General features: G+C 36.0%; 14 protein-coding genes, 3 tRNA genes, 3 rRNA genes and 1 pseudogene. 5 read left to right on the top strand and 16 right to left on the bottom strand.

Going from position 1 to position 19,676, the window contains the following annotated elements; translation table 11 throughout:
• The first annotated feature begins 785 nt into the window (after positions 1 to 785).
• Together DIC82_11745 and DIC82_11740 are read left to right on the top strand one after the other, a co-directional pair.
• On the top strand, positions 786 to 1,346 hold the full coding sequence (locus DIC82_11745; protein AWK51646.1) for a hypothetical protein: 561 nt from the start codon (positions 786 to 788) through the stop codon (positions 1,344 to 1,346).
• Positions 1,347 to 1,415: 69 nt separating this feature from the next.
• A complete protein-coding gene (locus DIC82_11740; GenBank protein AWK53081.1) occupies positions 1,416 to 2,606 on the top strand; it encodes an MFS transporter in 1,191 nt (396 codons plus the stop codon).
• Positions 2,607 to 2,835: 229 nt separating this feature from the next.
• Here DIC82_11740 and DIC82_11735 read toward each other — a convergent pair whose 3' ends face one another.
• From DIC82_11735 to DIC82_11720, 4 genes are all read right to left on the bottom strand, one after another.
• Positions 2,836 to 3,600, bottom strand: coding sequence for a molecular chaperone DnaJ (locus DIC82_11735; GenBank protein AWK51645.1), 765 nt, complete (start codon positions 3,598 to 3,600; stop codon positions 2,836 to 2,838).
• 161 nt (positions 3,601 to 3,761) lie between these two features.
• Positions 3,762 to 4,085, bottom strand: coding sequence for a thioredoxin (locus DIC82_11730; protein ID AWK51644.1), 324 nt, complete (start codon positions 4,083 to 4,085; stop codon positions 3,762 to 3,764).
• Complete coding sequence (locus tag DIC82_11725) at positions 4,078 to 4,545, bottom strand: hypothetical protein (protein AWK51643.1); 468 nt, start codon at positions 4,543 to 4,545, stop codon at positions 4,078 to 4,080. The genes DIC82_11730 and DIC82_11725 overlap by 8 nt, the downstream gene beginning before the upstream one ends.
• A gap of 327 nt (positions 4,546 to 4,872) precedes the next feature.
• Positions 4,873 to 5,133, bottom strand: a complete 261-nt coding sequence (locus tag DIC82_11720; GenBank protein ID AWK51642.1) for a hypothetical protein — start codon at positions 5,131 to 5,133, stop codon at positions 4,873 to 4,875.
• 556 nt (positions 5,134 to 5,689) lie between these two features.
• Between DIC82_11720 and gldA the strand changes: the two genes are divergently transcribed.
• Complete coding sequence (gldA, locus tag DIC82_11715) at positions 5,690 to 6,781, top strand: glycerol dehydrogenase (GenBank protein AWK51641.1); 1,092 nt, start codon at positions 5,690 to 5,692, stop codon at positions 6,779 to 6,781.
• A 200-nt stretch (positions 6,782 to 6,981) separates the two neighbouring features.
• Here the strand turns inward: gldA and DIC82_11710 are convergent, their stop codons facing one another.
• Positions 6,982 to 7,611, bottom strand: a complete 630-nt coding sequence (locus DIC82_11710) for a histidine phosphatase family protein (protein AWK53080.1) — start codon at positions 7,609 to 7,611, stop codon at positions 6,982 to 6,984.
• A 451-nt stretch (positions 7,612 to 8,062) separates the two neighbouring features.
• Between DIC82_11710 and DIC82_11705 the strand changes: the two genes are divergently transcribed.
• Positions 8,063 to 8,731, top strand: coding sequence for a serine protease (locus tag DIC82_11705; GenBank protein ID AWK51640.1), 669 nt, complete (start codon positions 8,063 to 8,065; stop codon positions 8,729 to 8,731).
• A gap of 712 nt (positions 8,732 to 9,443) precedes the next feature.
• Here the strand turns inward: DIC82_11705 and DIC82_11700 are convergent.
• From DIC82_11700 to DIC82_11650, 11 genes and pseudogenes are all read right to left on the bottom strand, one after another.
• On the bottom strand, positions 9,444 to 9,635 hold the full coding sequence (locus DIC82_11700) for a hypothetical protein (protein ID AWK51639.1): 192 nt from the start codon (positions 9,633 to 9,635) through the stop codon (positions 9,444 to 9,446).
• A gap of 229 nt (positions 9,636 to 9,864) precedes the next feature.
• A tRNA-Glu gene (locus tag DIC82_11695) sits at positions 9,865 to 9,939 on the bottom strand.
• 27 nt (positions 9,940 to 9,966) lie between these two features.
• Positions 9,967 to 10,043 (bottom strand) — tRNA-Asp (locus tag DIC82_11690).
• A 10-nt stretch (positions 10,044 to 10,053) separates the two neighbouring features.
• A tRNA-Phe gene (locus tag DIC82_11685) sits at positions 10,054 to 10,129 on the bottom strand.
• Positions 10,130 to 10,134: 5 nt separating this feature from the next.
• Positions 10,135 to 10,251: ribosomal RNA gene (rrf, locus tag DIC82_11680) — 5S ribosomal RNA — on the bottom strand.
• 173 nt (positions 10,252 to 10,424) lie between these two features.
• Positions 10,425 to 13,338, bottom strand: a 23S ribosomal RNA gene (locus DIC82_11675).
• Positions 13,339 to 13,767: 429 nt separating this feature from the next.
• Positions 13,768 to 15,286: ribosomal RNA gene (locus tag DIC82_11670) — 16S ribosomal RNA — on the bottom strand.
• Together the 16S, 23S and 5S rRNA genes with 3 tRNA genes alongside form the textbook arrangement of a ribosomal RNA operon.
• A 617-nt stretch (positions 15,287 to 15,903) precedes the next feature.
• Positions 15,904 to 16,596, bottom strand: coding sequence for a D-lyxose/D-mannose family sugar isomerase (locus tag DIC82_11665; GenBank protein AWK51638.1), 693 nt, complete (start codon positions 16,594 to 16,596; stop codon positions 15,904 to 15,906).
• 74 nt (positions 16,597 to 16,670) lie between these two features.
• Positions 16,671 to 17,131, bottom strand: a pseudogene (locus DIC82_11660) (hypothetical protein).
• Between the two features lie 389 nt (positions 17,132 to 17,520).
• Positions 17,521 to 17,709, bottom strand: coding sequence for a hypothetical protein (locus DIC82_11655; protein AWK51637.1), 189 nt, complete (start codon positions 17,707 to 17,709; stop codon positions 17,521 to 17,523).
• A complete protein-coding gene (locus DIC82_11650; GenBank protein AWK51636.1) occupies positions 17,702 to 18,661 on the bottom strand; it encodes a cell wall-binding protein in 960 nt (319 codons plus the stop codon). Before DIC82_11650 ends, DIC82_11655 begins: the two co-directional genes overlap by 8 nt.
• 266 nt (positions 18,662 to 18,927) lie before the next feature.
• Between DIC82_11650 and DIC82_11645 the strand changes: the two genes are divergently transcribed.
• Complete coding sequence (locus DIC82_11645) at positions 18,928 to 19,488, top strand: nitroreductase (GenBank protein AWK51635.1); 561 nt, start codon at positions 18,928 to 18,930, stop codon at positions 19,486 to 19,488.
• Positions 19,489 to 19,676: the final 188 nt, after the last annotated feature.

Raw genomic sequence — 19,676 nt, 5'->3', positions numbered from 1 at the left:
CTTTGCCAGCCTACTTTATATGCTAACATTATTTAAATTTTTGAATTCTTACTTATGCAATATTTAAGTGCTATCTGCAACAGCAACATATTCTCCTATACCTTGTCCAATAATAGTTGTCAATTTCAAATCTGCTCATTACTGTCTCCCCTTTTATATCATACAATTATCATCTGTTTTGTCGGTATACATGTATATTATATTGAATTTCACAGTTTGTCAATAGGTTTTATGTACTTTGTTTTTAGTGTTCAACTTTTCATACGTAATGGTTATGTTGCGTATATTAAATAAGAAATTACTGCAAAAATAGGAAAATTCTATGCAGAGCAACTTGTACCTGGTAAATCTCTACAAGGCACTGACCCTTTTGTGAGGGAATCATTCGCCTTAGCTTTAGTTATCTTGAAGTATTTGAACATTGTATCAAAACTAGTCCAATTATAACTTCTTCTCTGACTCCTTCTATTTAACCATTCTCCTACTCTCTTTACACTTGCTCTGAACTTCTTGCAGCTTGTCTTTCTTTTAATTCTAAAACTTTGCTTTCTTTATCTCTTAACGCCCTTGCTTGGCGTGCCCAGGGGGTACTTCTGAGACAGGTCGTGTTGAAGTTGCTATAGATTTTTGATAGAGAGGTGTGCATTTTGGCCTTGGGGATACACTTTTTAGCGGAAGTAAATTCCAGCATGTTGAAAATTAAGTGGTTACTGCTGATATTTTTATGGTAAATGGTTACATTTCGATGCTTAATGACTATAATATAATATGAACATCGTTCGTGTATGGAGGTGTATACAGTGTCTCACAAAATTGATGGCGCAAGAGAACAACTGATTGCAGAATCTAAGAAAATACTGGTTGAAGAGGGATTCGAGGGACTGAATATTAGAACGCTCGTCCAGCGTTGTGGAATCGCCACTGGGACTTTCTACAACAATTTCAGCTGCAAGGAAGAACTGACGGTTGAAATTTTAAAGGCAGAGTGGGAAGTGATACTCGTCTCAATCGACACGGTTTCTGCAATCCCAATACCATTCAAGAACAAATTGAAAAAAATATACGCTTCGGTCTATGAGTTTTTTCACAACTACAAAAACATCTTCCTTGAGATGTTGGTTAAGAGTGCCTCTGGGCAAAACAGTAATTTCGAAATCAAACAGACATTTTGCAGAAAAATATCCAGACTGCTGGAATCGGAGATTGCCAATGGAATGCTCCCCACAAAGCTGGATTCCGATAAACTCTCATATATCATCTTGCAGAATTTTATTTTCATGAGCAAAGAGGACTACATTACATTTGAGGATTTTTACCAGTTATTAAATCCGGGGCAGCAAAAATAGATAGTGTAAAGTGAGTTATAAAAAACTTTACAATAACCAAAAATAAAAGGAGGATATTACATGAAAAATATGAAAAAAGTCGGGATTTTTACAGGATACGAGCTGAGTTTTATCATCAGCCTGAGCATTGCGATGGCATTGCGCCAGCTGGTAATGGTGATTATAATGCCGACTTTATCTATTTATGGAAATTCTCTCGCATACAGCACACCGGTTTTAACCGGTGTGGTGTTTGGAATTTACGGTTTGGTGCAGGGCATTATGCAGATTCCTCTTGGCCGGCTTAGTGATAAAATCGGGCGCAAAGCAGTCGTCACAATCGGCTCATTGTTTCTTGGGGGCGGGCTGCTTATTGCGGCATACGCTACAAATATTTATTTGCTCATTGCCGCGAGAATACTGCAGGGATTCGGCGCGATTACCGCAGTGTGTTTTTCCTGGATTGGGGATAATATTGATGAACAGAAGCGTAACCGTTCAATGAGCATCGTCGGCATTTTCATGGGGTTGGCTGCGGTCCTTGGTTTTCTGGGCGGGCCCATCCTGTGTAATTTTATTTCGTTATCGAAGATGTTCTTTGCCTGTGCAGTTTTTGTTTTTCTGTCCTGGATATATATATTAATTTTTATCAAAAAAGATGATACCCGGCAAAAACAGACTGAAAAAGTCGACTACATCGGACTCTCCAAGAATAGGCTATTTGTAGGGTTGTCCTTATCCGCTTTTTTTCAAAACTACCTTATGGTTAGCGTATTCTACGTCATCCCTATCTTGATTCAGCAATCCATGGGATCCGGACGGATGTGGGAAGTGTTTATTCCGGCAACCATCATCGGCACTGCCCTCATGCAGGTTACCTCAAGGCTTGCTGATAAGGGGAAGGAACGCATTGTCCTCAATCTTTCGTTTATAGCCACAGCGATTTCCGGCGTGTGTTTATTGCTTGGCATCACTAACTTTATTTTCATTTTAACTAGCACAATATTATTCATGTGCGGCTATCTGAGCCTTAACGCTGTTCTGCCCGGAAGTGTGAGTAAATTATCTACAACAGCTACAAGAGGCGGAATAACGGGTGTGTATAATACGGCACAGTATATCGGCTCCTTTATCGGTGGTATTTTGTCAGGCGTCCTTTGGGGGCTTAACGCATATTTGCCGGCAGTGTCAATTATTGTTGTGAGCCTATTTGGTGCTATTGTTGTCAGCCTGATGGTCAAAATAGTTCCCACTGTTCAAAATCCAGATGAAAAAAGTTGAGCATATGCGGTAGAGGACTTATCTTTTGTCTATAGCAAATGGTTATTCTTTTTCATACCAAATAATTTTTGAAAAACAACATCATTTTTAGGATCTAGTAAATATATAATCCATAGAATTAAAAGCCAGCACAATTAAAATGTTGTGCTGGCTTTGCTTATTATCTTCCTGAATTTTAATATATAACAATCCTCATATTTACTAACTATTCCATGCTTTTATTTGTATTCTAAAAAACAAAACCTTTTAATGCATCATTTAATGTTTTTAAAACTTTTAACACAAAGTTTAAGATATATGGTAAAAAGAATGATGCTACTAATACTGAAGCAGCCAAAATCAATATATTATAATTTATAGCTTGCCCTAAATTAACTTGATATAAGTGTATTGCTCCTACAGATATAGACCCAACGATTAATAATTTAGTTGCTATCCATGAAATTATATTTATGATTTGAAGTAATAATATTATTACTGATAATATAGCTATTATAGGTAAAGCTAATATCTTAAATGGCAACATAAATAAATTTAATATTGGTTTATCATTACTTTTAGGACTTTTAGGACTTTTTTCAACTACTTTTTGTTTTATGCCCTTTTCTTCTTTATTATCATTTAATTTATTTTTCTTATCTTTGTATTTTGAAACTCCTTTTTCAGTGAAATCATTCTTTTTTCTGCTAGCACTTCTTCCTTTGCTTTTAGATTTATTTCTATATGTATAATTGTTACTTTTATTATTAACCTCTAGTTCTTTTTGCACTTCTTGTGGATCCATAATTAATGTTTCATCTTTATCAGTTAATTGATTTTCTTCTAAACTATTTAAAGCTTCATACGCCTGATCAAATATCTCTAAAAATTGATTCAGTCGCTTTTCATTAACTACTTCTTTTTTTATTTTTTCTACTTGCTTCTCATAAGCTTCTTTTATTTCTTCTTTTGATGCACTTTTTTCTACACCTAATAATTTATAATAATCTGTCATTTCTTCACTCCATTTAAAACAAACCAAGTAATATTCTTACTTTAATTTTTACGTTATTACTTCTTAAAAAGATTATACTGAAAATTAACATTAATTTAAAGTATTATCTTTATTTTATTAGCAATGTGGTCATTACATTCTAATAGTGGCTCTGCCCTCTGTTAAAATATCATTTCATAATATCTTCTTATATTTAACTCTAACTCCAGTAAATCTAAATTTCTACCTAACCTTATGCTTTCCTTTCCCTCTATATAAAGTAAAAAGATTGGTACAGAAAATACATTATGTTTTGCTGCTATATCTAAATACTTTTCTACATTTATTTCTCCACTTTTAATCTTCGGAAATCTTTTTAAAATATCTTCAATCTTAATCTTAATAATTTCACAAGCTCCACACATGCTCCCTGTAAAATATATTACTACCATATTATTGTTTTTTATTAAATCTATTATTTCATTATCATTATATAATTTATTCAACTTTTATATCTCCCTCCCTTACATCTGCTATTAATGTTTTTAATGTCATTGCCCTCTCCTTGCCTAATATATAATTTGCAGTATTTAATAAATGCTTGTCTTCTGTTGCTAACACAATATTATTATCTAAATAACAAGTATATAAAAGCAATAAATCATTTTCTGATAACTTATTTGTATCAAAATAAGCATTACCTTTTTTAGAGTACTTTATATCTAACATAGAGTAAAACTCTTTAATATTTTTCCTATCTACTTCTATAATAAAAGTAAGTAATTTGCAAAATCTTTCCGATAATACTTGTTGACCTTTATATTCTCTCCTTTCTTTTACAACAAGTTCTTGGCTTACTTCTTTTAATATTTTAATCTCATTATCTTCCATAAGCTTATAAATAATAGATGGATACTGATTCCAAAGTGCTATTACAACATTAGTATCTAGTAAATATGCATTCATAATTATTACTCCTATAATTTTTAATATTAATTTCATTTTTTATTATTTATATTTCCATAAAGCTTTATTTATTATCCTAAAATACTTCATTTATTATTATAATTTAAAATTCAATAAACAAAACTATCTAGACGCTTTTAAGCATTTCATATAAAATATCTACACATTTATCATTTGCTATTGTTCATATCATAAATCCTTTTTTAAATTTTATTTAACAAAAAACACTGTACCAAATATATGAATTTAGTACAATGCTTTCATACGATACTATTATCAAGCTTCTCTAGCTTTATGTCCTTTATATACTTATTGTCTTTCATGTACCTAACCATTTTTTCGCACTCCAATCCAATTTCTTTCTTCTATCAACAGTTCTTCATTTTTGGTGCTATAAACATACATCTCTCTACTTTTGTCTTTCTTATGTTTATCTGCATACTCTTTTAACGCTTCTTTTCCTTGGTCATATGCATTTATTACAGAAAGCTCTTCAACAATTCTTTTTCCTTTCTCAGAGTACGCGTCAATAGCCTCAAACAAAAGCCATTTATTAGGATAAATGTGTCTAGCCTCATTCCATTTCATAAAAGCATACCTTCTTTCATTTACATATATTCTATAACTCAAATCAATTAAGATAATTTATTTACAATAATATTTAGCATCTATTATAATTTAATATGTTAGTTAAATTATAGCATAAATTTAACTTTTAAAAGTTATATGCCTATATTATAATTATTCCCAATATCAAACAGGATATACGTACATACGTTCTTTTAAGATAAAAATATAGCGTACCATTAAGATACTTATTAAATTCTTTCATTTTACCAATAGATTCATATTTCTCTCTAAACATATTGGACTTCCACTAAGATCGTGAAGTTTCTAATTACAATTGCATCCAAATGGGATTGTTGTTCCAAGTGTTTCTTTCCACCAAGATTCTCTGCTAATAACAATCTGCTTATCAACTCTGGAATTTATTTCGTAACTTAACTTGACTTTACTCTAACATAAAAATGAGAGTCTATATTTACAACATACTAACTTTACCATAATAATTAAAAATGATATAATTAATGTAATAATAGTAAAATATATACTATTAAAAGATATTGAGTGAGGGGGAGTTTTTATGGCAAAAATTATGATCGCACCAAGTAAATATATCCAAGGTAATGGAGAGTTGAAAAACATTGCACAATATGTATCTGTACTTGGTGAAAAAGCATTATGCTTAATTAGTGAAAGTGGGTTAAAGAGAGTAAAAGATACTATTGATAACAGCTTTGAAGAAAAAAATGTAGCTGTAGAATATGATTTATTTAATGGCGAATGCAGTATTACTGAAGTAAATCGTATTATCAAAATTTGTGATGAAAATCAAGTAAGCGTTCTCATTGGTATTGGTGGTGGAAAAATTATAGATACTATTAAAGCAGTTGGATATTACAAAAATATTCCTGTTGTAATTGTACCTACTATAGCTGCTACAGATGCTCCATGTAGTGCTTTATCAGTTTTATATACTGATGATGGTGTCTTTGATAAATACTTATTCTTAAAGCAAAACCCTAATATTGTTTTAGTTGATACAGGAATTATTGCAAAAGCTCCAGTTCGTCTTCTAGTATCTGGTATGGGTGATGCCTTAGCAACATATTTTGAGGCAAGAGCTTGTGAAAAATCTAACGCTGGAACATGTGCTTTTGGTACTACCACTATTACAGCTCAAGCATTAGCTAGATTATGTTATGATACATTAATTACTGAAGGATATAAAGCAAAACTTGCTGTAGAACAAGGCGTTTGTACAAAATCCGTGGAAAAAATAGTTGAAGCTAATACTCTTCTTAGTGGTCTTGGTTTTGAAAGTGGCGGTATTGCAGCTGCTCATGCTATTCATAATGGATTAACTGTATTACCAGGGTGCCATCATATGTATCACGGTGAAAAAGTTGCCTTTGGTACATTAGCTCAATTAGTACTTGAAAATGCTCCAATGGAAGAAATAGAAGAAGTATTAGATTTCTGCACTTCTGTTGGCCTTCCAGTTACTTTAAAACAATTAGGTATTGATGAAATCAAGCCAGAAGAAATTATGGAAGTAGCAAAGGCAGCTACAGCAAAAGAAGATACTGCACATAATATGCCATTTGAAGTTACTCCAGAAGATGTTTACGCTGCTATTTTAACAGCAAACAAATTAGGACAATCATACGTATAAATAAAATAAATATATGTTATTAAAATTGAAACTACGTAAATGCCATTTTGAAAAAGTCTAGGCAGCTAACAGCTGATTTCTGTATTGTACAGGAGTCAGCTGTTTTGATCCCCACTAATATTTATAGCAAGTTTAGTCATTCTTCCTTCACAAAACCCAAGGGATTTCTCCTGAAACACTAAGTATTAAACTTGCTAAGTTTACCATCCTAACTTTTGCCCCTTTACTGTAAAATGACTATCATCATTTTTAAATTCTATATTAAAATTATTATTTTTGTCTACAGTTATCTTTGTTAAAGTGGCTTGGCCCATAACTTCTGTATTTACTTCTTCATCTTTAAAATAGTACATTAAAGCCTTTAGTGTTATTCCATGAGCTACTACCAAAATAGTTTTTCCTATGTTTTGTTCTATCAACTTATCCATAGTTTCACTTATTCTAGTTCTAACATATCCTAATGTTTCACCATTTGGAGCACATAAATTAACATCACCCTTCATAATAAAATCAATATTCCATTCTGGATTTTCTTTCATAACTTCATCTGTTCTTCTACCTTCATAATCACCAAAGCACATTTCCATTAATCCATCATTTGTTATAACTTCTATATTCTTTTCCCCTTTAATTATGTTAGCAGTATCTAATGCTCTTTCTATTGGACTTGAATATATAACATCAATATCTATATCTTTAATCCTGTCCCGAAGCTCCATAGCTCTAGCTATTCCAGACTGTGTTAAAGGCGAGTTTCCTCTCCCCTGTAATCTTCTTTCAATATTCCATTCTGTTTGTCCATGTCTTGTTAAATATACTACAGTATTCATTATTTGTTTTCTCCTCATATAATTAATTTTATAGTCATCATTTAATTTTTTATAATAAAAATTATCTAACATTCCTTTCTTTTCCACCTGTTGATCCATCTTTTAGGAATGCTTTAATATTTCTAGTTGCTCCTTATTATATCCCTTTTTAGCATGTTCATAAATATATACTTCTCTTAGTATTGTTTCCTATTTATAGGGGGCTATCCTTTGCACTGTAAGGTGTTGAATAATATCATGGTGCATAAAGGAATATACAAGAACATACTCAAGAGATTTTGTGCCTATTTCATTTAAAAGACTTAATCAAGAGAATTGCGTGTTGAATGTTCTCAAAAAGATGTTAGTATATAGACATGCCATCACTTGAATACAGAAAACATTTTGAAAATGTTTTCTGCTTTCATAAAATTCAAGTAGGCAAATAAAACATATATAAGGAGAACAACTTATGATGAAGAATTGTTTAAGAAGAATAGTAACAGCAGTTATTGCAGCTACGACAATTGGTAGTTTCTCATCACTAGGAGTATCTGCAGCAACTTTTGATTCAAATATAAATAATTATTATAATACAATTGCAAATAACGTTTTTAATATAGATTCCACTATGGCAAATAATAGTACAAGCATAAATGCTATAGAAAGTAACAAAGCTACAAGTGATCCTTCTACAAGCGTGAATTCAGTTGATGTACAGGGGTTACCTAAATTACCAACAAAGTATTCAATAACTGTACAAGATTCTGCTGAACAAAAAATTCTTGAATTAATGAATGCAAAAAGAACTGAAGCTGGTCTTGAGCCACTTACTCTGGATAATACTTTAGTACAAGTAGCAAGATATAAGAGTAACAATATGATACAAAACAACTTCTTTGACCACACAAATCCCGATGGAACTAAGTGGACAAACTGGTTACAAACAATAGGATATAAATATACTACAACAGGAGAAAATATTGCGTACAATACTAGTGATCCAATTGAATTATTTAATCAATGGTGGAATTCACCAGGTCATAAAGCAAATATGATGAATGCTTCATATACTAAAGTTGGTATGGGCGTAATCTACGGAAACGGTAAATATATGGGAACACAAGAATTCTCAAATTAATAATATTAAAGAGACTAGCCACTTAATAAACTGACCCCTTTGTGAGGGAAGTATTCCTGAACTTGCTATTTTCAACCACGTGAAAATACACGTGGTTGAATGAATTTGCATTTTTATAAAAATTAAATATACGGCAACAAAAACCACAAATTAATCAACTGTATTAGCTAATTTGTGGTTAAAATAATACTTACTAATTCTTTATCTAATGTCTAGCCGCTGTAACACTCCTACTTCTATAAGTGGGAGATAACACCGGCACGACCCTAGACGAGGTGCCCCTTGAGGGTACATTGTGACCCTTGTGGTTATAAGTTCAACTAAGATTCACTTGATATAATCTGAAATATCCAAATTATATTCCTCTGCCAATCTAAGTAATTCCTTTTCACTTGCACTATCTACAGTAACAATAAGTGGCATAATTCCTGATGTACCTACTTTCTTTAATAAATCTTTCTTTAATTTCCTATAATCAATTTTATCCATCATGTAGTCCCCTATCTATTTTTCGTTTTTTTCTATAAAAGTAACACGATACAATTCTCGTATTTCATCTTCAGTTTTATGTTTTAAATCCCTTTCACTGATATCTCTAAATCCTGCAGCTTCATAGTACATTTCTAATTCTTCAATCATTTTTTCTATTGTCATAGTTTAACATCTCCTTTTTTATATGTAGTCAATATAATTTAAAATGTAATAAACAAAATTATATTGACTCTTTTAAACATTTCATATAAAGTTCTGTTGTAGCTTCCGCATCTGATACCATTTCATTAGTTATTCCAGTTATCTCAGTTATTTCGTCACTTATTTTTTGACGAAGCTTAACTAAAGTTGAAAATTTATCAACAACTTTACCATTAACTACTTTTACTGCAACTATTTCAATTATTTCCATAAATTAATTCGCTCTGTTAATTATTCAATATAATCTTTTATTAATATTATATCATCAAGTTATTGATTATTTTGTAATATTATGTTAAACTGAATATTTTTTCGTAAACAACTATTAAGCCATGTTTAGTAAAAATACGTATAATATTTTGATGTTCCATTCCTCCATCCAAAAGCACCTTTTAAAATACAAAAAAAGTCCTAGCTTATACTAGAACTTACTTCTTACTTGGTGACTCCTAGGGGAATCGAACCCCTGTTACTACCGTGAAAGGGTGGTGTCTTAACCGCTTGACCAAGGAGCCATATTAAGTTTTATGTCTTATTTAAATTGGCGACTCAGAAGGGGCTCGAACCCTCGACCTCCGGCGTGACAGGCCGGCACTCTAACCAACTGAGCTACTGAGCCATTATGATTATGGTGGCTCGAACTGGAATCGAACCAGTGACACGAGGATTTTCAGTCCTCTGCTCTACCGACTGAGCTATCGAGCCATCTTACCTCGCAACGTCCTACTCTGCCACACAGTCACCCGTGCAGTACCATCGGCGCTATAGACCTTAACTGTCCTGTTCGGAATGGGAAGGAGTGTTACCTCTATGCCATCGTCACGAGATGCATGTTTTTCCCAAATCTCTGATTTGGTTGAAAAACAGCACATCGACGAACGTATGTGAGTCGATGTTTCCTTTCAGAAACTAACTCAATTATATCGTCTTGTACTAACTGAAAGAATGTTCTTTCAAAATTGTATATAGAATTAATGTATATTTTACAACTTGATTATATATTGGTCAAGCCCTCGACCTATTAGTATCAGTCAGCTAAATATGTTACCATACTTACACCTCTGACCTATCAACCTTGTAGTCTTCAAGGGGTCTTACTAGCTTACGCTATGGGAAATCTAATCTTGAGGTTGGCTTCACACTTAGATGCTTTCAGCGTTTATCCATTCCCGACTTAGCTACCCAGCTATGCTTCTGGCGAAACAACTGGTACACCATAGGTCAGTCCATCCCGGTCCTCTCGTACTAAGGACAGCTCCTCTCAAATTTCCTACGCCCGCGACGGATAGGGACCGAACTGTCTCACGACGTTCTGAACCCAGCTCGCGTGCCGCTTTAATGGGCGAACAGCCCAACCCTTGGGACCTACTTCAGCCCCAGGATGCGACGAGCCGACATCGAGGTGCCAAACCTCCCCGTCGATGTGAACTCTTGGGGGAGATCAGCCTGTTATCCCCGAGGTAGCTTTTATCCGTTGAGCGATGGCCCTCCCACGAGGTACCACCGGATCACTAAGCCCGACTTTCGTCCCTGCTCCACTTGTAGGTGTCGCAGTCAGGCTCCCTTCTGCCTTTGCACTCTTCGAACGATTTCCGACCGTTCTGAGGGAACCTTTGGGCGCCTCCGTTACATTTTAGGAGGCGACCGCCCCAGTCAAACTGCCCACCTAACAATGTCCTGTCACCAGTTTCATGGCATCCAGTTAGAACTTCAATACTATCAGGGTGGTATCCCAACAACGACTCCACCAAAGCTGACGCTCTGGTTTCCCAGTCTCCCACCTATCCTGTACAGACAATACCGAAATTCAATGCTAAGCTACAGTAAAGCTCTACGGGGTCTTTCCGTCCAATCGCGGGTAGCGAGCATCTTCACTCGCACTACAACTTCGCCGGATTTGCAGTTGAGACAGTGCACAAGTCATTACGCCATTCGTGCGGGTCAGAACTTACCTGACAAGGAATTTCGCTACCTTAGGACCGTTATAGTTACGGCCGCCGTTTACTGGGGCTTAAGTTCACACCTTCGCGTTACCGCTAAGCATTCCCCTTAACCTTCCAGCACCGGGCAGGCGTCAGCCCCTATACATCAGCTTACGCTTTAGCAGAGACCTGTGTTTTTGTTAAACAGTTGCTTGTGCCTATTCTCTGCGGCCTGCATTGCTGCAGGCACCCCTTCTCCCGAAGTTACGGGGTCAATTTGCCTAGTTCCTTAACTGCAATTCTTCCGTCGGCCTTAGGATTCTCTCCTCATCTACCTGTGTCGGTTTGCGGTACGGGCACTACTTCTCTTTCTAGATGCTTTTCTTGGAAGCATGGAATCAGATACTTCGGTTCCGTAAAACCTTCCCCATCACGCCTCAGAATTGTTAGAACGGATTTGCCTATCCTAACTCCCTAAACGCTTAGACTAGCATCCAATAGCTAGCACATCCTATCCTTCTCCGTCACACCATCGATAATAACGATTGTAGTGGTATTGGAATATCAACCAATTGTCCATCGACTACGCCTTTCGGCCTCGCCTTAGGTCCCGACTAACCCTGAGAAGACAAACTTTACTCAGGAAACCTTAGATATTCGGCCTGTAAGATTCTCACTTACATCTCGCTACTAATGCCAACATTCTCACTCGTAATCAGTCCACCGCTCCTTACGGTACGACTTCAGCCCGATTACGACGCTCCTCTACCGCTCACAATAAATTGTGAACCCGTAGCTTCGGTGGTAAGTTTGAGCCCCGGACATTTTCGGCGCAGGATCTCTTGACTAGTGAGCTATTACGCACTCTTTTAATGAGTGGCTGCTTCTAAGCCAACATCCTAGTTGTCTTAGAAATCCCACATCCTTTTCCACTTAACTTACACTTTGGGACCTTAGCTGACGATCTGGGCTGTTTCCCTTTTGACCATGGAACTTATCTTTCACAGTCTGACTGCCGGACTGATAGTATATGGCATTCGGAGTTTGATAAGGTTCGGTAAGCGCTATGCCCCCTAGCCTATTCAGTGCTCTACCTCCACTACTCACATTTTCCGACGCTAGCCCTAAAGCTATTTCGAGGAGAACCAGCTATATCCGAGTTCGATTGGAATTTCTCCGCTATCCACAGCTCATCCCATGCTTTTTCAACAGCAACGTGGTTCGGTCCTCCACGAGGTTTTACCCTCGCTTCAACCTGGCCATGGATAGGTCACCCGGTTTCGGGTCTACAGCATGCAACTAGTCGCCCTATTAAGACTTGGTTTCCCTTCGGCTCCGTACCTTAAGTACTTAACCTCGCTACATACCGTAACTCGTTGGCTCGTTCTACAAAAAGCACATCATCACACACATATGGTGCTTTGATCGGTTGTAGGCATATGGTTTCAGGTTCTATTTCACTCCCCTCCCGGGGTTCTTTTCACCTTTCCCTCACGGTACTGCTTCACTATCGGTCATCAGGTAGTATTTAGCCTTGGGAGGTGGTCCTCCCTGCTTCCCACAAGGTTTCACGTGTCTCGTGGTACTCTGGTGCAGAACTGATTATCATAATTTTCATCTACGGGACTATTACCCCCTACGGTCTAACTTTCCAGTTATGTTCGATTAATCATGATTTCTCGTTATGTTCTGTCCGCAACCCCAGAAATAAATTTCTGGTTTGGGCTCTTTCCTTTTCGCTCGCCGCTACTAAGAAAATCGATTTTTCTTTCTCTTCCTCCAGGTACTTAGATGTTTCAGTTCCCTGGGTTTACCTTCATAAAGCTATGTATTCACTTTACGATACATGGGGTTTCCCATGTGAGTTTCCTCATTCGGAAATCTTCGGATCTCTGACTATGTGCGTCTACCCGAAGCTTATCGCAGCTTATCGCGTCCTTCATCGGCTCCTGATGCCAAGGCATTCACCATACGCCCTTTGTAGCTTGACCTTTTGCTTGCTTATTAGCGGCGATTGCTTCGTCGTCTTTTGAAATTTTGTCGTTCCCGTACCTTAAAGTACGCTTCACTCCAAAATTTCATCGACTCCTCGCACTCACCACTACTAAGCTGCGCAAATTGGTACGCATTTTAGTATATAGCGATATATACTTTAAATTGCTTCCAATTTGTTTATTTATAATCATTCACAAAGAATATAATTCTTGGCTTTGTTGTATTTTATACATTAATCTATATGCAATTTTCAAAGAACATCTTCAATTTCACTATTTAAAGCAAAATTCTTTTTTGAAAGACTTAGTCTTTCAAAATTGAACAGAATATAAGTAACATTTAAGCAACCTGTCGAGTAAGTATTTTATTTTTGATACATAAATGTATCTGTACTAGTCAGACATCATGCTGAACTAGATTTCTCCATAGAAAGGAGGTGATCCAGCCGCAGGTTCTCCTACGGCTACCTTGTTACGACTTCACCCCAATCGCTGACCCTACCTTAGGTCGCTGCCTCGCTTACGCGTTAGCTCACGAACTTTGGGTATTGCCAACTCTCATGGTGTGACGGGCGGTGTGTACAAGGCCCGGGAACGTATTCACCGCGACATTCTGATTCGCGATTACTAGCAACTCCAGCTTCATGTAGGCGAGTTTCAGCCTACAATCCGAACTGAGACTGGTTTTGAAGTTTGGCTCCACCTCGCGGTATCGCATCTCTCTGTACCAGCCATTGTAGCACGTGTGTAGCCCTAGACATAAGGGGCATGATGATTTGACGTCATCCCCACCTTCCTCCCGGTTAACCCGGGCAGTCTCGCTAGAGTGCTCAACTAAATGGTAGCAACTAACAATAAGGGTTGCGCTCGTTGCGGGACTTAACCCAACATCTCACGACACGAGCTGACGACAACCATGCACCACCTGTCTTCCTGTCACCGAAGTGACTTCCTCGATTAAGAGTAATTCAGGAGATGTCAAGTCTAGGTAAGGTTCTTCGCGTTGCTTCGAATTAAACCACATGCTCCGCTGCTTGTGCGGGCCCCCGTCAATTCCTTTGAGTTTTAATCTTGCGACCGTACTCCCCAGGCGGAATACTTAATGCGTTAGCGGCGGCACGGAGGTCATGACAACCCCCACACCTAGTATTCATCGTTTACGGCGTGGACTACCAGGGTATCTAATCCTGTTTGCTCCCCACGCTTTCGAGCCTCAGTGTCAGTTACAGTCCAGAAAGTCGCCTTCGCCACTGGTATTCTTCCTAATCTCTACGCATTTCACCGCTACACTAGGAATTCTACTTTCCTCTCCTGCACTCTAGATATCCAGTTTGGAATGCAGCACTCAGGTTAAGCCCAAGTATTTCACATCCCACTTAAATATCCACCTACGCTCCCTTTACGCCCAGTAAATCCGGACAACGCTTGCCACCTACGTATTACCGCGGCTGCTGGCACGTAGTTAGCCGTGGCTTCCTCCTCAGGTACCGTCATTATCGTCCCTGAAGACAGAGTTTTACAATCCGAAGACCGTCATCACTCACGCGGCGTTGCTGCATCAGGGTTTCCCCCATTGTGCAATATTCCCCACTGCTGCCTCCCGTAGGAGTCTGGGCCGTGTCTCAGTCCCAATGTGGCCGATCACCCTCTCAGGTCGGCTACGCATCGTCGCCTTGGTGAGCCGTTACCTCACCAACTAGCTAATGCGACGCGGGTCCATCTCATAGCGGATTACTCCTTTAATTGCTGTTTCATGCGAAACTACAATCTTATGCGGTATTAATCTTCCTTTCGGAAGGCTATTCCCCTCTATGAGGCAGGTTACCCACGTGTTACTCACCCGTCCGCCGCTAATCCCCTCCCGAAGGAGCTTCATCGCTCGACTTGCATGTGTTAAGCACGCCGCCAGCGTTCGTCCTGAGCCAGGATCAAACTCTCAATATAAAGTGAAACTTAATTTAGATGAAGTTTACCTTCGGCTAAATTATAGTTGAACTTATCCATACTGGAAAAAGTTTAATCTTAGCTTACTCAAATAAAAATTGCTGGTTTACTTAAATGTACTTATATTATTCTGTTCAATTTTCAAAGACCATTTTCTTTCACAACTTTCGTTGTAACTATTTGTTTTTCTTTGTCGCAATCAAGCAACTCACTTAGTGTATCACTTGGTTTGGATTGTGTCAATAACTCTTTTTTTAATCTTTTAAACTCTTTTTTCAAAAGGTCTTTATCAGATTCTTTTAAGTTGTTTGCGTCTCTTAGCGACGTGTTTTATCTTAACACATACAAACTTTATAAATATCCACAATATTACCTTACATACACTTTAGCTCACTTATTCTACATTTTAATCTTATTTTCTACATTTTCCTATTATTGATACGCCACGCATAGTTATTCATCATTATATCACCTATATTCATTAATCTTGTTATTTCATTATGAATTTAGATGGATTATCATCTGATGTTATAGTTTGTCAGTTAACTTCCAATCTCTGCAAGGGGACAGTGCCCTTACAAAAACTAGAACAGTTTTGTAAGAGATTATCACAAATCAATCAGACTAACTTAGTGTATTTTTTATAATCTTGGAAAATTAAATGTATTGGTTCTACATCTTCAATAATTTCTGGCAATCTTCCCTTAGCTGTATGAAAACGATTATCGATTGTGTCATCATTTGTTGTAGACACTTCAAATAACATAACAGGGCCTGTTCCAGGAACACCTTGCCATGAATGGTATTGTTTCGGAAGAAGAGTAATGCTTTGTCCCGGTTTTAGCATGACAGTGCCACCAGCCTTAATACTTACTTTTTGACCATCCATAGTAACTTCTACATCTGTATCGTCAAAATCTTCGTTTTCATCAGAATTATATAAAGTAATAATAAGATCTCCTCCTCCACGATTAATAATATCTTCCATTTTACTCCAATGAAAGTGAAAAGGGAGTACTTGCCCATCACTTACAAGTAATAATTTTTCAGCATATGGCTTTGGATACTGTTCCTTTTTATGAAAATTACCATTTCTAAATGTAAAAATTGATAAACCAATGTTATTAAAATCTCCGCTGCCAAAATCTGTAATATCCCACCCTAGCATGTTTTCAACGATTTCCTTACTCTCAGAATTACAATTTTTCCAATCTTCAAGTGTCCAATATGCAAATGCAGGCAGTGGAAGTCCTTTTTCCTCCATAAATTTAATTGCATCATCAATAAATTTGTTTAATTCAGAACGTTTCATTAAAATACATCTCCTTCTCAAATTATATTATATTGTTTATTGGTTACTCTTTACTAACTCTTGTACCTATGAATCTATCCAATAATAAGTGATCCCATTACTACTTGTTGCCAGAAACTTTGTACATTAAGAATATTTAGTCCATTATTAATTGTTCCAATTATAAGACCGCCGATTACTAAACCTGTAATTTTTCCTTTACCTCCAAAGAAGCTTGTCCCGCCAATGATACATGCTGCAATAGCATATGTTTCATATCCATTACCTGACATTGGTTCGGCAGCACCAACTCTAGAAGTCATAACAACATCAGCAAAAAAACTGAAAATATATATGCAATTAATGTATGCAAGTTAACATTAATACCTGAGTACCATGCAGACTGTTTATTACCACCTAATGCATATAAACTTCTACCAAGTACCGTCTTATTTGTGAAGAATATTAATATAATTACTAAGATTAATACCTGCAAGTAACAAATATACTGTACTTTGTAAGCCAATTTGTTTAAAATTATCCCCTTATAAAAAATGCTTAGGTTGCGCTATGCTAAGAATAATAGCAAACACGCCTAGTGCGTGCAAGCACCCCAGAGTCCCAGTGATTGCCAGGGGCAATCACTAGCTAAATTTTTCTATTTTTGCCTATCAAAATACATTATATCTATATTTTAACATAATAGCAAGAGTTTACCTTATAAATCTTCTTTAAATACAATATTTTTGATGGATATATACTTTGTTAAACTAATTGTTACTTATCTATAAAATCCTATTTCCTTCGGGGTTTAAGTGCGAAGAGCTGAAGTTGCTAAAAAATATCATTTTGTGATTTATTTCTTACTTCAAAGTGTATAATCAATGCGTTCAGAAGAACTCACAGTAAAATCCTAAAATTTTAACCACTACAAAATTGCAGTGGTTAAAAACAAGTTAAACTAAGTGTATTCTTTAATTTTTGCTTAACAAAAAAACACTGCACCAAATATATGAATTTAGTGCAATGCTTTTGTAAAGATAATTTAATCACAGGATATTTGCCCATATGTGCTATATATTTTTCTCCTGAGTTCATTATATTTAAATTTTCAAATAAATAAGAATTATCCATTAGCACTTGGATATTTTGAGGTATCCCAAGTATGGTCTGCACTTAGTTTACTGTCTGTTATATTGAAATAATCGTATCTTAGAATATCCTTAGACGATACGGGGTCATCCCATGTAACATCTACATTTCGCCACTTGTTGTCTATATAGACCATATTCCACGAATGAGCTTGTCCTTTAGCTGTGCCTTCTACAACTATTGATTTAATTCCTGCAATAGTAAACATTTTTTGAGCGAGTAGACAATATCCCTCACAAACTCCAGTATGCTTAATTAAAGTATTATATGGATCGTATATTTTATAAGATTGATCATACCGTGTATTGTTAACTATCCAGTCATGTATAGCAAGTTCCTTTTTTGACTGACCCATGCTACCTGGAGCTATACGTGCAACTATTGCTCTTGCTTTTGCATCCAATTCAGCTTCCATTTCTGCTGTCATCTTATAAACACAATTAACCCTTACTCTTACGTTAGATGAACCCAATGGCGATGACGCCTGAATATTATAGCTAGATATATTATATGCTTCATATGGATTTGTATACTTTAAATTATCTATTTTATCTTCAATAGCCTTACCCGCGCTGTTTATGTCTCCTTTATAATCTAAATCAAATGATGGATTTTCTGCACTTATATTATCTAGTATTTTTTGGCCAATATAATCTAAACCTGAGGTTTCTTTGCTTGCTGAGGTACCATTTGTCCCTGCCTCACTACTGTTTGGATTATATCCATCTATAGTTTTATCCTTAATCATATATCCATCAGAATGAAAATAATACGGGATTTTATCAATTAATATCTGGCCAACTTTCCATGAATGTCCTTCTGCATACCACCAGCCTGTAATATCATTTTTCCATTCTGAAATTGCTCCTATTGAATTTAACGCTATTATTAAAGTTAGTATTAGTAAACTAGTTATTAGCTTTAACTTTTTCATCTTCTGAACCTCCCTAATACATTCATAGTATGTTAAAAATTATGTTTCCCTCGGGGCGCTTCTGAGACAGGTCGTGTTGAAGTTGCTAAATACTCATTAGTTACCTCCAAATTTGCATTCTATTACATAAGCTTTTTACATATGAATTAATTATAACACAGTGCGGACTTACATTATTTTAAAATAATTATTATAATAAAGATTGAAAAGTAAACTTTAAGAGCAATTATAGTTGGAAATATAAATTATATGTGAGGAGAGATTTTATGAATTTTTTGCAACTAGTTAAAGATAGGTATTCGGTCAGAAAATTTAGTGATAAAAAAGTAGAAAAGGATAAATTAGATTTGATTTTGGAAGCAGGTAAAGTTGCTCCAACTGCAGTAAATTATCAGCCACAACGAATACTTGTTATTGATAATGAAGATGGCTTGGCTAAATTAAAATCGTGTACACCATATAGTTTTAATGCACCTTTAGCATTACTCGTATGTTATGATACCTCGGTCAGCTGGAAAAGAGCTCATGATAACGAAGATATGGGAACTGTTGATGCCAGCATTGTCGCAACTCATATGATGCTTCAAGCTCAAGAATTAGGACTAGGTAGCACTTGGGTGGGACATTTTAAACCTGATATTATAATAGAAACCTTTGAATTACCAGAATATCTTGTTCCTGTGGTACTCCTTCCACTCGGTTATCCAAGCAATGATTCTGAACCACATCCAAAGATGCATTACAGTCGTTATGATATTGATCATACAGTTTTCTATAATTCTTTTGAAGGCTTAAAAGAAGGACCTGATAATAAAGGAAAACATTAATACTGCTTTATGATCATTCATATCACTCTTTTGCAAAATTAATTGAGTATAAAATTAAGAAGGGGACAGTAGATATTTTTACTTTTACACAGAACTATCTACTATCCCTATTCCATCCATCTGAATGAATTTCTTCAAACATATGCAAGGCAATACTTCATCAAAAATCCATGCTTCAAACTTTTCTG

It is taken from the genome of Clostridium beijerinckii, assembly GCA_003129525.1.
GTDB classification, from domain to species: Bacteria; Bacillota; Clostridia; order Clostridiales; family Clostridiaceae; genus Clostridium; species Clostridium beijerinckii_D.
Note: the sequence above shows the minus strand (reverse complement) of the source record. Positions and strands in the feature narration are given on the sequence as shown.